We start from the raw sequence: 13,535 nt of genomic DNA, 5'->3' as shown, positions 1-13,535 counted from the left end.
ACAGCCCCTGAATGAATCTTCGAGCTTACGACTAGTTGTTCGTACTTATGAATAATAAAGAAAAGGTATATTGGATTTGCCAATTGGTAGCGTGGCCGCTCTGGTTGTCGAATGATTTGCTAACCTATTCGCTGGAGTTTAAGGAAACCGAAAATTGGGTTCTTGTCCTTAACTATTTTATTAACATCGTTCTGAGTATTTTCCTGACCCATCAGTACCGCCGGTATGTTAAAAAATTTAATCGGGATGTGTCAGATTACCGAAAAGTAGTTCCGCAGGTGTTATTAACGGCCTGTGTTCTGGCTTGCGTAATGACCGCTCTGAATATTCCTTTTGATGTCTTTACGACCGAAATGGAATACCCCGGCGGACATTTGTTCAGTTTCCTTTTCTTCTGGGGAAAACCAATGCTGATCTGGTTAATCCTGTATCACATGTTCCAGTATCTGGAAACGACGCGGGAAATCGCCGTTGAAAAGGTAAAGCTGGAGTCTTTAGCGAAGGAAACCGAAGCGAAAGTATTACGGGCTCAGCTAAACCCGCACTTCATGTTTAATGCTTTGAACAGCATTCGGGCTTTAATTCTGGAAGACCCGGATCGGGCTCAGAAGGGCATTACTCAAATGTCTAATATCCTCAGAAGTAGCCTGTTAGCGGATCGTCGGCAAACGGTAACCTTGGGCGAAGAAATGCGAACGGTAGATGATTACCTGGCTCTGGAGAAAATTCGCTACGAGGAACGGCTGGAAGTGCGGCGGAATGTGTATCCTGAAACAACGAATTGTTTGGTACCACCCATGATGTTGCAAACCTTAGTGGAAAATGCCATCAAGCACGGGGTATCCAAACCCATCAAAGGTGGTTTTGTCAGCATTGAATCGAAACTGAATCAGAACCGACTGGAAATCCGCATTTCAAATACGGGTATTTTACAGGATACCGACTCGGGTGGTTTCGGACTAAAAAACACCGAACGCCGACTGAAATTATTATTCGGAGAAGATGCCGAATTCAAGATTTACCAATCTGCGAAAGATGTCGTTTGTGCCGAAGTATTAATCCCGATGGAAAACCCAAAACCGAAGGAAGCTCCGGTCGTAGTAAACGTCGAGTAAAGACGCGATTGAATGCATTAAGGGCGAAAATAATACAACCAACCCTTTCAAGTAAAGCATCAGACGCGGTTAATAGCGTCTTTATAACCTATCTAACACTAAACCCGAAACTCATAAAAGGATGAAAGCCTTAATTGTTGATGATGAACGTCTGGCTCGTAATGAATTAAAACGATTACTGGAAAACTTTCCGAAGGTTCATATTGTAGGTGAAGCGGCCAATGCCGACGAAGCCATTCAACTGATCGATGAATTAAAACCTGATCTGTTATTTCTGGATATTCAAATGCCGGGTAAAAACGGGTTTGAGTTGCTGCAAAGCCTCGAAGGCGATGTGCCGGAAGTAATCTTCACGACGGCTTACGATGAATACGCCATCAAAGCTTTTGAACAAAACGCTCTGGATTATCTGCTAAAACCCGTCGAGCTTTCGCGTTTAACCGAAGCCGTTCAACGGGCCGAAGAGGAGATCCATCACCAGGAACTGGAACATCAGGGTAAGGTTGATGGAACGACCAAAGCCTTATCTGAAAACGACCAGATCTTTATTAAAGACGGAGAAAAATGCTGGTTTGTGAAGTTGGGTAAAGTGCGTTTGTTTGAAAGCATGGGTAACTACGTGCGTCTGCACTTTGACGATCAGAAACCGCTGGTCCTGAAGTCACTGAATGCTTTGGAAGACCGTCTTGATAGTAAAATTTATTTCCGGGCGAACCGCAAACATATCATTAACCTCAATTACATTGATAAAATTGAGCCCTGGTTTTCGGGAGGCTTACTGGCAACGTTACGCAGCCCCAACGATAAACCCGAGAAAATTGAAATATCCCGTCGTCAGGCTATTCGCTTCAAAGAATTATTAAGTTTGTAAGCCAAGTCGCAAGTTTTCTTACTTTTCTCTATGTATGAGCAGGGTGGCTAACCGACCCGTTTGATTCATGAAAATTATCAAGTCAACGTACGGCTCGTATGAGTCGTACATCCTTCAAAATCCAGTTACGGGTGATGAAGTACATATTTTGCCTGGCCTGGGTGGGATCATCCGTCAGCTAAAACTTAGCAAAGAAAATCAGTCTTTCGCGGTCATTGATACTCCTGAAGACCCGGCTGTTTTCGGAGACAATCCTAAGTATGGCAGTACATTCCTTTTTCCCTGGCCCAGCCGGATTAAGGATGGCGTGTATGCCTATCAGGGGAACACGTATCAGTTACCCATTAACGAACCTGAAAAGCAGGCGGCGATTCACGGCATTGTGCACCACGAAACTTTTGAAGTAGTGGAGGAGTGGTCTACTATTGCTTCGGCAGGTATTCGTTTGAGATATCAGCACGATGGCTCTTATCCTGGCTATCCCTTTCCGTTTCAATTTGAAATCCGGTATGATTTACTGAGTTCAGGAAAGCTGGATATTAGTCCCCAAGCCCTAAACACTGGAACCGAACCCATGCCTGTTGCTTTAGGCTGGCACCCGTACTTTCAGTTACCGGGCGGTACAGTGGATGACTGGACGATCTACTTCCCCGCCAAAAACCAAATCCTGCTGGATGATGAACTCATGATGCCCGCTGGAGTGGAGCCTTTCGAGGCCAGTGAAGGCTATAAGCTGAAAGGACGCTCTTTAGATGCGATTTATGAGTTGAATGAAGGTGGTTATCTTACGCAGTTGGTTTCAGCAAAACAGGGCGTAACCCTTAATCTGGAATACCAAAGAGGGGAGGGGAACGTGAATTATCAGGTAGTCTATACCTTCCCGGATCGGGAACGGGTAGCGATGGAGCCTTTAACGGCCAACGTCGACGCTTTTAACAACGGCGAAGGGTTATTTATTCTTAAGCCCGAAGAAGTATACCAGACGACTTATCAGGTTTACCTGAGTTAGAGTGGTTTGGTGAAGTTTGATATAATTAGATGAGGGTTGAGTTGTTTGAAGTATGAACGCGTTTATCTAAACCGTGAGTTCTTCGATCAATGCAGACCTCAAACTTTCAAACCTTCTCAAACTAAATCAAACCTACTCAGACTATTAAACAAAAATCCCCCGACTGAAGCCAGCCGGGGGATTTTCGTATACGTAAGTTTCTTCTTAGTTGAAAATATAACGTAAGCCAATCTGTGCCTGCCAAACGTTGTCAAGCGTAATTGATTTTACGAAAGAATCCTTCAACAGAACGGTTTGTCCATCGATGTTCTGAGTGCCTAAACGATACGAAGGAACACCTTCAGAGCTGGTAGAAACGTAAGACAGCGGGTTAGCTGAAGTAGATACGTAACCCACACCCCATTTGTTATTTAAAAGGTTACCAACGTTCAGGATATCAGCCCGTAACTGAATCGTATTTTTCTTACCCTTATCGCCTACTTTAACGTAGAACTCCTGAATAACGGTAAAGTCAAAACGAGTCAACCAGGGGAATTGTCCACCGTTACGCTCAGCATAAGAACCACGACGAGTCTTCAGGTAGCTGTTGCCATTGATATACGCTTCATAAGCCGCTTGCTGCTCTGCTACGGTATATACGCGGGCACTAGAGCCTGATCCAACCGTCAGGGGAACAAACGTGATGTCTGAAGCAGAGTTAGGTACGTAAATTAAGTCGTTACCATTTTGGCCATCTCCGTTGAGGTCACCGTTATAGGTGTAGGAAATTTTGCCTCCGCTGGCAGAGGTCATACCTAAGGTGAAGGTAGTAGATCCACCAAATTGACCACCATAGTTAAGACGGTAATTTACGTAACCAATGATGCGGTGACGCAGGTCATTGTCAGCATAGGAAACGCCCAGATAATTCTGACCATATACCGTTGGAATGTTGGCTTGAACCGTACTTCCTACGGATTGTAAATCCCGAGCCTGACCGAAGGTATACGCTAACATTCCTCCTAAACCTTTCGAGACAGGTTTTTCTAATTTAGCAGTCAAGGTATAGGCCTGACCTTTGTTCGTGTTTTTGATAACGAATGTGCTCGTAACCGCCGAATTAGCGAAACGTGACGAAGGATAACGGTCGCGAGAATCAGGACCCGTAAACTTACGGTCAGCCGTTTTCAAGTTAGCATCAATGTAACGTAAGCCCTGAAGTGTTCGGTTATAAATCACCTCCAAAGTACCGATGAATCCACCCGGTAAACGCTGATCGACTGCTAAGTTGGTTTTCCATACCAAGGGGTACTTCAGGTTAGGATCGGTGGCATTCACGGTATAAGGTTTTAACTTTCTAATATCCGTTTCGCTAGGAATGAACCGGCTTGGGTTTAGCGTGAAAGGAATATTAGTAGTATTTTCCTCCGTAATCAAGGCCGTGTTGATACCATTGTTACCTAACTGGTTAGATACCAATACTTCAGGAATACGAGATACGAAGAAACCGCTACCACCGCGAATCTGCGTCATTTTGTCGCCCTTTACGTCCCAGTTAAAACCGATACGGGGAGAAATCAACAGACGTGGTTTAGGGAATACGCCAGTATTAACCGTATAAGGGTTATTGTTCTCGTCGTGGAATTTACCTGCTAAATCCTCCGTAAGAACGGGGTTATAGAAGGACTCGGCTGTTTTCTTATCGTAAGCAAAAATATCTGCACGAACGCCAGCCGTCAGCTTGAAGTTAGGATTGATTTGGAATTCATCCTGCACATAAGCACTATATGTGGCTCTTTTCAGCGTTTGTAAAGGCTCGGCTCCACCTGGTAATAATGAATATCGGTAATTGAAACGTCTTACAGATACGGGTGAAGTAGTGGCATTAGGATTCGCTAAGTAAGCCAAAGCTGCTGTCTTGAAGTCATCTATAGAGTTATAGACGTATACGCCGTTCGAAGCTGGGAAGAAAACGTTATTAGAAGTAAAGTGCTCGTATGACAGACCGAAAGTCAGCGTATGCTTACCCGCAAAATAACTGAAGTTATTCGTGACGTTAAATGTCGAATAGTTCAGTTTGTTGTTAGGAGTAAAAGGATCAAATCCAACGGAAGTATAAGTAGAACCATCTTTCAGGATGTCAACAGTAGGGAAAAGACCAGTTCTGTAAGTTCGGTCCTCAATCTGCTTGTTATACGTAACAATTAAACGGTTCGCAAACTGGCCGTTGAAAGTAGAGTTTAATTCAGCAGCTAAGGAACGCGTGTTATCAGCAATTTTATAACCTGTATTCTGAGCCGAGAGAGCCAGACCTCCGTTGTAGCTACCCGTAGCATAACCCGTACGGTTACCAAAACCGGCAGTTGAACTACTGTTACTGTTGCTGATGGCCTGCTCAGATTGAGAGTCGTGGTGAGAGTAACGTACCGAAAGCTTATGGTTATCGTTAATGTTGTAATCCAGACGAAGTAAGCCTTTTGTACTACTAACCTGGTTATTAAAGTTATCAATGGCACCTAAGTCAAAATTGAAATTGGTGCTCATGAACTGCTTCAAATCTTCCAAATCAGCCGCAGTTGTTCTGGAAACGTTACCTGTGGCTCCAGGGCGGTTGGCTACCCAATCCAGAGCGGGCGTGCTGCTCTTGTAACGTTCAACGTTAGCAAAGAAGAACAACTTGTTTTTAATGATAGGGCCACCAATGCGGAAACCAGCGGTATTGTTATTGATCGTTACCGGAGGTAATTCTTTACCATTGGCTTTTTTACCTGCTAAATCAGAATTACGGAAAAGGTAATAAACCGAACCTGAAAATTCGTTGGTACCGGAACGAGTCACGGCATTGATACTCGCTCCTGAGAATCCCGTTTGGCGAACGTCGAAAGGAGCTACGTTTAACTGAACCTCATCCAAAGCGTCGAGTGATACGGCCGTAGTTCCCGTACGTCCACCCGCCGAAGCTGAAGAGCCTAAACCGAAACCGTTGTTGAATACGGAACCGTCAATGGTAATGTTGTTGAAACGGGCATCCTGTCCACCGAAAGACTGGCCGTTTCCGTAAGCGTTGTATTTGGTAATGTCGTTGATGGTACGGCCCAGGGTAGGAATCGTATTGATCGTTTCGCGACCATACGAAGCAGCGGCACCGGTCCGGTTCGAACTGAACACGCCGTTCTGGTTACTCGTAATCACGACTTCAGACAATTGGGAAGAAGCGTCTGATAATTGAAAGTTTACGTCCGCTGAAGTACCCAAGTTGGTGTAGATACCATCTTTCACCTGGTCCTGAAAGCCTACGAACGTAGCAGTAATTTTAAAAGGACCGCCTACCCGTACGCCAATCAGGGTATAACGACCGGAAGCATTGGTGGTAGTTCCATAACGGCTACCGGAAGGTTCGTGGATGGCAATAACGGTGGCTCCGGGCAGAGCTTCACCTTTATTATCCACCACAAGTCCCGTCACTGTAGAGGAAGTTACCTGAGCATGAGCCGAATTTAAACCGCAGAACACGGCTAAAAAAAGACCCAGAAACGAAAGCGTATGCCTTGATTTCGCTAAAAGTGCTTTCACAATTTTTTTGGTTAAATTTTAAGGAGTTTTGTTTTGAAGTATGTATGGGTACTGAAGTGGGTTCACTGCTAAACATAGAAAGACCTGACAGAACAAAAAATTCATAACTGTCAGGTCTTTCTAGAGGTGGTCAAATGTCAAATTATGATGCTAATCTACTAAAACAGGTAACGTAAACCAAATTGCATGCTCCAGGTAGTTGCCGTCGTCGTAACATTTCTGAACGGAGTGGTAGGCAACATGGTCTGACCGTTTACGGACACCGTGTTCATCTGGAATGTAGGAACACCAGCAGTAGTTACAGCTGATCTTCTTAACACGTTGTTAGAACCGGTAATTAACTCCTGCTGGATGCCCCAGTTGCTGTTTAGGAGGTTACCCACGTTCATGATGTCCAGGCTAAACTGGAGGCTGTGACGCTGCTTGCCAATGTTCGTGAAGATATCCTGTAACAAACGGAAATCGAAGTTATTAACCCAGGGCAGTAAACCTGCGTTACGACTTACATAGCCGCCTTTGCTATCACGTAATACCTGCACATTGTTCACGTACGTATCGAAAGCTTCGCGTTGTTGCTCTGCGGTGAAAGTTACACCGTTTGAAGTGAACGTAGCAAAGTTTAACTCTGAAGCACTGTTAGGGACGTATAACAGATCAGCTGAGATCCCATCACCGTTCAGGTCACCGTTGTACTGGAATGAGTAACGGCCCCGATTGGCACCATTGTAATATAAGGTGATTGTAGTAGCCAGGTGTTTCAGGTATTCGAAACGGTAAGAAAGGTTACCCACGATACGGCTTGGCAGAGCGTTGCTAGACGTGTAGAGCGTCAAGTCGTTCGGATTATTGATGTTCGGGCTGCTTCCCCAGGCCGAGCTTGCGTTAGATCCTGGGTTGTCCGAAATCGTTTTAGCCGATGTGTGTGAATAGAATAAAGATCCGTAGAAGCCTTTCGTCTGGCGAAGAGTGACCCCAATCGTTGCATTAAACGAGTGACCTTTCGTAGTGTTCGTTAATACACTGCCTGCGTTACCACCTAGGCGATTGTTATACGTGTAAGAAGCTGCATTAGGATAGAAATCACGCGTGTCGCCTGAGTAAGCCATCTTCTGCGTAGCCGCCTTGCGGTTGGCTCCAAATTGGTACACGCCCTGAAGGTCTTTCGTATACATCAGGTCAGCCGTGATTACGAAGGGAGTTCCTGGAATTACGTAATCAGCACCCAGACTGCTTCTCCATACTTGTGGCATTTTGAAGTTCCGGTCTACCAGAGCTAAGCTGCTGGGGACACCCGCATTGGGGTTCTTGATGAAAACATTTTCACCACCCGCCGGAGGATTATTCAGCCAGTAATATTTGTCAGGTTGGAAACGGATGTTGTTAATCCATCCTGAAGAAGCTGCGTAGCTACCAGGTTCGATTGTGTTCTGGATCACACCCGAGTTAGAGGGCATGTTGGTTAACCAAACGAAGGGCACACGTCCGGTAAAGATACCCGTTCCACCACGAACAACGAAGCCACCGTCTTCTTTCACGTCATAACGGAAACCGATACGAGGAGACAGCATAACGCGGGCTTTAGGCCATGAACCCGTGCTGTAGGTGCGGGGCTGTCCGTCCGTTCCTAGTAATTCCAGTTGGTCCACTACGGTGTTTGGCGTCAGTTTATTCAGGAACATGGGTAACTCCGCACGCAGACCGGCGGTTAAAGTCAGCTTTTTGTTCACCTGAATTTTGTCCTGAATGTAAGCGGAAGGTAAGCCGTATTTCGCCGGAGCATAAGTATCCTGACCCGCGTAAGGATACGTCAGGGCAAATTGAATAGGAGCTTTTTCATTAGCAGTTCCCGTAGTCAGGAAATCAGCAACGGAAGCATAGCGGTAATAAGAGGTACCAGAACGCAGGTATTGGTTACCGAAGCTTTGGTACTCGAAGCTAACCCCACCCGTAAAGTTGTGCTTGCCCGTTACATAGGTCAAGTTGTTCGTGATGTTGATGTTATCGTTCAGAACGTCATTGCCATAGGTGAACAGTTCGTAACCAGCCGTAATGTAGTTCACATAGTTGTTAGGATAACCCGTTCCGTCGCCAATGTCAATCATTGGAAATTCAGAACTTGGAGACGTACGTACCGACTGGATACGGCTGTAGGTAGCCAGGAACTGGTTGGATAGCTTGTTCGTGATGGAGCTGTTTAATTCAGCCGTTAAGGAGCGAACGATGTTTTTCTGGGTGTACATCGTGTTCGCGAAAGCCATCGATAACTGACTTACCCGGTTAGCTGTAGTGGAACGAGGGTAGGGGCCTGAGTTACCGTTGACAAGCGAAGGAGTGCTGCTTTCAACCTGGTTGTAACGAATGGCCAGTTTGTGTTTATCGCTAATGTTCCAGTCTAAACGAGCCAAAAAAGAGGTCGTTTTTTCGCTGTTATCGTTTGCATAATTTTCGTAGGCTCCTGGATCATAACCCCATTGGTTAATCAGGTGGTTACGAACAGCTTCCAAATCCGAACGACGCACACGGGTAATATTCTGATCGGGGTTGGAGGCTCCGTTTTCAGAAGCTTTCCATAAGTTAACTGCACCGGAAGCAGCACCTTTGTTTTCAATGTGCTCGGCGTTAACGAAGAAGAACAGCTTGTTTTTTACCAAAGGACCGCCTAAGCGGAAACCAATCGTACGAGCCGAAGAAACAGGTTTTTCAATGGTAACATTACCTGATTTTGAGCCTACCTGATTTTGGGTTCTCCAGAATGTGTAAGCAGAACCCGAGAACGTGTTGGTACCTGAACGCGTTACGGCATTGATCCCCGCCCCTGAGAACCCGCTCTGACGAACGTCATAAGGAGCAATGTTCACCTGAACTTCGTCGATAGCATCGATGGAGACCCCACCACCACCGGGCAGAGGGTTTCCATTCAGACCGAAACCGTTGTTGAAGTTGGCTCCATCAATCTGATAGTTGTTATAACGACTATCGCGGCCACCGAAGCTGTTACCGTTAGACTGAGGAGTCAGACGGGTAATGTCCGAGATGTCACGGCTTACGGTAGGAAGTGTAAGGATTTGACGAGCATTAAAAGAGGTAGCTGCACCCGTACGCTGACCCGTGAAGCCATCGCGGGTTCCCTGGATAGTTACTTCAGTTAATTGCGTACCTCCGTCAGACAACTGAATGTTGACGGTTGCCGCAGCACCCAGGTTAGCGAAAATATTGGTAGCCGTTTGTTCAGCATAACCGATAAATGATACCGTCACTTTGTAAGGACCACCTACCCGGATAGTGGGCAAGTTGTAAAGGCCTTCGGAGTTAGTGGTGGTACCATAGCGGGTTCCTGATGGTTCGTGAATAACGATCACGGTGGCACCAGGTAAATTTTCGCCTTTGGTGTCCGTTACGCGGCCATTAATAGCCGAAGTAGTAACCTGAGCATAGGATTGATTGCCAGTGATGATGAACATCAGCATCAGAGCAACTCCTAAGACTCCAGATAAAGGTAAAAACTTCCTCATCATGAAATTTGGAATTTAGTTTAAATTGAACTTTTAGTAGTGAGTGGAAAGAAAAATTTGACACAAATAAACATAGGAATTTGTCTTTTTTCAAGTCTTAATTTGATATGTACACTTTAAATATTTTTAATAATGTTCTGATCTGTAACAATTAGCCACTTTGGTATTGAAAAAGAACAATTTAGTGAATGTTAAATAATCGTTAAGTTTGCATAAGATATACTGTTGTATTTTTTTTATAATGGATGTATCCTCTCGAACCCTAAATTTCAATTTTTAATGAATTAACTGGGAAATACTAAGTTAGGAAGAAGAAAACTTTATAAAAGGATTAAAGCCATGCGGTAAAACAATCTATAAGCCTGGCAGCCATTCAGGAATAGATTACTTACAAACTATTTGGTAATTGATCCATATGCCAAATTTTATACCATAATTCGCTGACGTATATTTATATACGAATTAATTCTTAGGGTTACTGGTAGTTTATACCACAGGAGATGCTTACCATAGACTTGTAATAAAATCAAGGCATTACTAGTTGCTCATATTATATTTGTGGTTCTGTTAACCAACCTAATCCGGCAGGTTACATCATGCTTTAGCAGGCATCCCCATCTATGAAAAGAATTTATCTTGATAACGCAGCCACCACTCCGCTGGATCCGGTGGTTCTGGAAGAAATGTTACCCCTGATGCGGGAACAGTTTGGAAATCCCTCGTCTATTCACGGTCATGGACGGGTAGTTCGTTCGGCCATTGAGAAAGCCCGTAAGAAAGTAGCGGAATTACTGAATACGTCTCCTTCTGAGATTTTCTTTACCTCTGGCGGTACCGAAGCCGATAATACTGCGATTCGGAATACGGTACTTTCCAAAGGCATCAGACATATCATTACCTCGCCCCTCGAACACCACGCCGTTCTGCACACAGCCGAACATCTGGAAAAGGAAGGGCTGGCGAAAGTATCTCTTGTGGAACTGGATTCGAAGGGATATGTGGACTACGCTCATCTGGAAGAATTACTAAAAACAAACGAGCCGAGTCTGATTTCCTTAATGCATGGGAATAACGAAATTGGTAACTTACTGGATCTGGATCGGGTAGGGCAACTGGCAACGGAGTATAAGGCTCTGTTCCATTCTGATACCGTACAGACGATGGGCCATTACAAGCATGATCTTCAGCAGTTGAAAACTAATTTCATTGTTGGAGCGGCTCATAAATTCCACGGTCCTAAAGGGGTAGGATTCCTTTATATGCAGGCAGGAACTAAAATTCCTCCCTTCATTCACGGTGGGGCTCAGGAACGCAACATGCGGGGCGGTACCGAAAACGTGTATGGGATTGTAGGTCTGGCGAAAGCTCTGGAAATTGCTTACGCTGAAATGGCCGAGCACCAACAGCACATTCAGGGACTAAAAACTCATATGATGGACCGTTTGAAAGAGGCGATTCCCGAAATTGGCTTTAATGGTGACCCTGAAACGTCAGAGCAAAGTTTATATACGGTGCTGAATGTAAGCTTCCCACCGACTGCCGATAGTGAGATGTTGTTATTCAATCTCGACATTGAAGGTATTTCTGCGTCGGGCGGTTCTGCCTGTAGCAGTGGGTCAGACGTAGGTTCCCATGTATTAAGAGCGTTGAAAGCCGATCCTTCGCGTCCGTCCGCCCGGTTCTCTTTCTCCAAGTACACAACGAAAGAAGAAATTGATACCGTTGTTGACAAACTGGCGGTGATTATGGGCGTGGAAAAAGTTAGCTAGATTTTTATAAATAGTATCCTAAAAGAAAACCTCCCGGCAGTAACTGCCGGGAGGTTTTCTTTTTATGAGGTCAAGCTGTCATCCTGAGCGAAGCGAAGGAGCTTACCTGGAGAATAAGAAGCACTTTCGGAAAGTACATACGGCATTTAAGTAATGTTAATCCATAAATAACAATTTAAAAATTTGGAATACCTCAGGTAATGCATTCCAAAATGTTTCCAGAATTGGCCATTTGCTTTGTACACGTCGACCGAGCAGTTAAAACGTCGATGTTTGCGTATGAATGGTCTTCCTCTCCAATTATTCCGTGCCCGAAGTTTTCTTTTCAAACGAAAGCCTCGGTTCATTCTTTATGTATTGATGGGCACCCTGCCCGTTTCGGCTCAGGTGCAAACGCTCTCGCAGGTATTAGACCGCAGTGTAAAGCAGTTTCCGTTTCTGAAATCCAAGCAATCAGAGATGGAGAGTGCTCAGCAGCGAAAATCGGCGGCTCTAACCGAACGGTTACCTATTCTGACGGTTCAGCATCAGTATAATTACGCCACGAATAACAGCATTACCGGTTCGGTTTTTAATACCGAAGGAACCAACGTCGCTATTTCCGGTGGCGTTCGGCCTGAAAATAATTATGAAGGGGTCTTCGGCAGTTTTACAACGGCAGTAGCCGAATGGCGGCTCATCAACTTTGGTCGCGTGAAGGCCAGCATTCGGGCCGCCGATGCCGAAGTGACCCGTGCTCAGGAGGATTATCAGAACGAAATCTTCCAGCATCAGATTCGCGTATCGGATGCGTATCTGGCTTTGTTGATTAATCAGAAACTCGTTGACATTCAGCGACGCAACCTTGATCGGGCTCTCACGTTCAAGCAAATTGTGGACGCTGGGGTCCGTTCCGGCATGCGTCCGGGGGTAGATAGCTCCCTGGCCACAGCCGAGGCTTCCCGAGCCCGGATTTTATTACTTGAAAGTCAACAGCGGGAACAGGTTCAACGCCTCCAGCTTTCTGAATTAACGGGTCTGGTTGAAGATCATCTTCAGATCGATAGCCTTCGTTTTTATACCAGCTTACCCGCTTCACCTTCCGCTAGTGACAGCCTATTCTTAAATCATCCTGCCTTACGTTTTCAGAGAAGCCAGGTGGACTGGGCCACGGCTCGCAGCATTGCGACGCATCGTTCGTTATGGCCTACTATTTCGCTGGTGGGAGCAGGTTGGGCCAGAGGTTCGGGGGTTCAGAACAACGGCGATGTATACCGAACGGATGTGTCGAATGGGATAAAATATCAGGTTGGTAACTACCTCTTTGGCGTTTCGGCCCGCTGGAATCTAACCAATGCCTTGCGAATCAAGCGGGAATACCGGAGTGATGTAGCCCAAACGGAACGGTTTCAGCATTTATACCAAGAACAGAATAACCGCCTACAACGACTGACGCGAGAATCAGAAACGCAGTTTAACGTCGCGATGGAACAGGCCCGTCAGGCTCCGGTACAGTTGCAGGCTGCTCGTCAGGCGTATCATCAGGCACAGGCTCGCTACAAAAACGGGCTTGCGGATTTACCCACGGTTCTCCAGAGCTTCCTGACCCTTAATCGGGCCGAAGTCGACGCGTACGTAGCCAACAGCAACGCCTGGCGTTCCCTGCTACGCATCGCCGCCGCCGAAGGAGACCTCTCTCTCTTCCTAAATCAAGTAAAATGAGTTTGG

General features: G+C 45.7%; 7 protein-coding genes. 5 read left to right on the top strand and 2 right to left on the bottom strand.

From position 1 onward, the window contains the following. Nucleotides 1–47 precede the first annotated feature (47 nt). The 3 genes from QE357_RS12860 (at nucleotide 48) to QE357_RS12850 (ending at nucleotide 2,995) form a co-directional block, all read left to right on the top strand. The gene (locus QE357_RS12860) at nucleotides 48–1,115 is read left to right on the top strand and encodes a histidine kinase (RefSeq protein WP_309707987.1); all 1,068 of its coding nucleotides are present in this window, start codon (nucleotides 48–50) and stop codon (nucleotides 1,113–1,115) included. A gap of 121 nt (nucleotides 1,116–1,236) precedes the next feature. Beyond that, nucleotides 1,237–1,986 (top strand): LytTR family DNA-binding domain-containing protein, encoded by a 750-nt coding sequence (locus QE357_RS12855; RefSeq protein ID WP_307143352.1) that lies wholly within the window; start codon nucleotides 1,237–1,239, stop codon nucleotides 1,984–1,986. Between the two features lie 67 nt (nucleotides 1,987–2,053). Continuing rightward, the gene (locus QE357_RS12850; RefSeq protein ID WP_309707985.1) at nucleotides 2,054–2,995 is read left to right on the top strand and encodes an aldose 1-epimerase; all 942 of its coding nucleotides are present in this window, start codon (nucleotides 2,054–2,056) and stop codon (nucleotides 2,993–2,995) included. Between the two features lie 204 nt (nucleotides 2,996–3,199). Here QE357_RS12850 and QE357_RS12845 read toward each other — a convergent pair whose 3' ends face one another. Both QE357_RS12845 and QE357_RS12840 read right to left on the bottom strand, forming a co-directional pair. Then, the gene (locus tag QE357_RS12845) at nucleotides 3,200–6,547 is read right to left on the bottom strand and encodes a carboxypeptidase regulatory-like domain-containing protein (protein WP_409050241.1); all 3,348 of its coding nucleotides are present in this window, start codon (nucleotides 6,545–6,547) and stop codon (nucleotides 3,200–3,202) included. Nucleotides 6,548–6,705: 158 nt separating this feature from the next. Next, nucleotides 6,706–10,062 (bottom strand): TonB-dependent receptor, encoded by a 3,357-nt coding sequence (locus QE357_RS12840; protein ID WP_309707983.1) that lies wholly within the window; start codon nucleotides 10,060–10,062, stop codon nucleotides 6,706–6,708. A gap of 617 nt (nucleotides 10,063–10,679) precedes the next feature. On the opposite strand from QE357_RS12840, the gene QE357_RS12835 reads away from it, so the two are divergent. Together QE357_RS12835 and QE357_RS12830 are read left to right on the top strand one after the other, a co-directional pair. Next, nucleotides 10,680–11,828, top strand: coding sequence for a cysteine desulfurase family protein (locus tag QE357_RS12835; protein WP_106637833.1), 1,149 nt, complete (start codon nucleotides 10,680–10,682; stop codon nucleotides 11,826–11,828). Between the two features lie 279 nt (nucleotides 11,829–12,107). Next, nucleotides 12,108–13,529 (top strand): TolC family protein, encoded by a 1,422-nt coding sequence (locus QE357_RS12830; RefSeq protein WP_232793787.1) that lies wholly within the window; start codon nucleotides 12,108–12,110, stop codon nucleotides 13,527–13,529. The last annotated feature ends 6 nt before the right edge of the window (nucleotides 13,530–13,535 follow it).

Source organism: Siphonobacter sp. SORGH_AS_0500, from assembly GCF_031453245.1.
Lineage (GTDB): Bacteria > Bacteroidota > Bacteroidia > Cytophagales > Spirosomataceae > Siphonobacter.
The sequence above is the reverse complement of the archived record's forward strand: the minus strand, read 5'-3'. Positions and strand labels throughout refer to the sequence as shown.

What these genes read in the sequence shown, in the direction of transcription:
- QE357_RS12840 (WP_309707983.1), bottom strand. Translation starts at nt 10,062, where the DNA reads ATGATGAGGAAGTTTTTACCTTTATCTGGAGTCTTAGGAGTTGCTCTG.
- QE357_RS12860 (WP_309707987.1), top strand. Translation starts at nt 48, where the DNA reads ATGAATAATAAAGAAAAGGTATATTGGATTTGCCAATTGGTAGCGTGG.
- QE357_RS12835 (WP_106637833.1), top strand. Translation starts at nt 10,680, where the DNA reads ATGAAAAGAATTTATCTTGATAACGCAGCCACCACTCCGCTGGATCCG.
- QE357_RS12855 (WP_307143352.1), top strand. Translation starts at nt 1,237, where the DNA reads ATGAAAGCCTTAATTGTTGATGATGAACGTCTGGCTCGTAATGAATTA.
- QE357_RS12830 (WP_232793787.1), top strand. Translation starts at nt 12,108, where the DNA reads ATGAATGGTCTTCCTCTCCAATTATTCCGTGCCCGAAGTTTTCTTTTC.
- QE357_RS12850 (WP_309707985.1), top strand. Translation starts at nt 2,054, where the DNA reads ATGAAAATTATCAAGTCAACGTACGGCTCGTATGAGTCGTACATCCTT.